The 1,532-nt window shown below is 70.8% G+C and carries 2 protein-coding genes and 1 pseudogene; 2 read left to right on the forward strand and 1 reads right to left on the reverse strand.

The features are described 5' to 3' along the window. A pseudogene (locus EIO58_RS17695) lies at positions 1-292 on the forward strand (ATP-dependent DNA helicase PcrA); the annotation flags it as partial. Positions 293-489: 197 nt separating this feature from the next. On the opposite strand, the gene EIO58_RS17700 reads toward EIO58_RS17695, so the two are convergent. Further along, a complete protein-coding gene (locus tag EIO58_RS17700) occupies positions 490-1,101 on the reverse strand; it encodes a MerR family transcriptional regulator (protein WP_127820535.1) in 612 nt (203 codons plus the stop codon). Between the two features lie 74 nt (positions 1,102-1,175). On the opposite strand from EIO58_RS17700, the gene EIO58_RS17705 reads away from it, so the two are divergent. Further along, positions 1,176-1,532 (forward strand): hypothetical protein (locus tag EIO58_RS17705; protein WP_240659000.1); only part of this gene is annotated, 357 nt, incomplete at its 3' end.

The raw sequence follows: 1,532 nt of genomic DNA on the forward strand, positions 1-1,532 counted from the left end.
CGGGGGCTCGGGCTCCGGCGGCGGCAGGCGGTACGGCGACGACCTCGTGCCGCTCGCGCGCCGCGAGCCGAGCGGGTCGATCGAACGGTTCGCCAACAAGATCCCGGCGAAGGTGCGCGACAACGGCGACCTCCAGCTCGCCCCGGGCGACCGCATCCGTCACGACGACTTCGGCGAAGGACGAGTGGATGCCGTCACCGGCGAAGGTGCGAAGCGCGTGGCCCACGTGCGCTTCGACTCGGCCGGCCCCAAGAAGCTCCTGATCAAGATCGCCCCGATCGAGAAGCTCTGACCGCGCGCCGGCTGCTCTTCCCGGAGGGGTGGGGTCCGGGTTCTGCAGGTTCGGGGCCGGTGGATGCTGCGATTCCTGGACCGCTGTCCGTTGGCCCCGCGCCGGCTGCTCGTCCCGGAGGGGTGGGGTCCGGGTTGTGCAGGTTCGGGGCCGGTGGATGCTGCGATTCCTGGACCGCGCTCGCGCACGGCAATGGGTCAGGCGCCGGTCTCGCGCTCGACGAGCAGGTGGTGGTGGGCCAGCCTTCGCAGCGCGAGCATTACGGGCTCGTAGAGCGCCGTGCCGAGCACGGCGTAGGGCACGGCTTCGTCGAGCGGCATGTCGGCGACGGGTGCGATCTCGGCGGCGGCCACCTGCTTCATCGCGTCGGCGTACCGACGCAGGACGGCGGGTGAGGCATCCAGTCCCGCCCCTTCCACGGCGCGCAGCGCCTCGTCGAGCTGCGCGACAGCAGTGAAGTCGGGGTCGTACGTGAGATCGAGATCGGCGATCGCGGCGCGCGCCCGGGGGTAGTCGTCGCGGTCGCCGTCCACGTACGGCGGCAGCGCGCCGACGGCCTTCCCGAGCGTCGAGATCGGATCGGCGGCGGGGGCGTCGATGAGGGCGAGGATGTCGCGCACGCGCGTCAGCGCAAGCCCCCGCACGTCGGCGAGAGCCGCGATGAGCCGCAGGCGCGCCAGGTGGTCGTCGCCGTATTCGGCCCGCGTCGCCGACACCGTCTCGCCGCGGGGGAGCATGCCCTCGCGGATGTAGAACTTCACCGTCGCGACGGGCACACCGCTGCGCTCCGACAGCTCTGAGATCTTCATGGCCCTCCATCGTCGATTGTTGGATACTATAACTATCCAGTACTAGACAGCGACACTATCCAATGGAGCTCACCATGGACCCGATCCTCACGATCGTCGCCGGCGCGACGATCCTCACCATCATCGGCATCATGTCGGGCGGCACGTTCCTGCTGCGCATCGCGACCGGCGGCATGCCGTTCAACGCGCTGCAGAAGTCGTTCTTCCGCGCCGGGCACGCGCACGCGGGTGTGCTCGTCATCCTCGGACTCGTAAGCCTCCTGCTCACCTCGGCCGTGGGCGCGGCGCCGGCGTGGCAGTGGGCGTCGGTCGGCGTGCTCGCGGCCGCGATCCTCATCCCCGCCGGGTTCTTCCTGTCGGTGGTCGGTCGCGACCCGCAGCGTCCGGGGCGGGCGATCGCGCTGCTGTGGGTGGGAGTCGTCGTGCTCGCG

It is taken from the genome of Microbacterium sp. CPCC 204701 (assembly GCF_004010105.1).
Classification (GTDB): domain Bacteria; phylum Actinomycetota; class Actinomycetes; order Actinomycetales; family Microbacteriaceae; genus Microbacterium.

What these genes read in the sequence shown, in the direction of transcription:
- EIO58_RS17700 (WP_127820535.1), bottom strand. Translation starts at nt 1,101, where the DNA reads ATGAAGATCTCAGAGCTGTCGGAGCGCAGCGGTGTGCCCGTCGCGACG.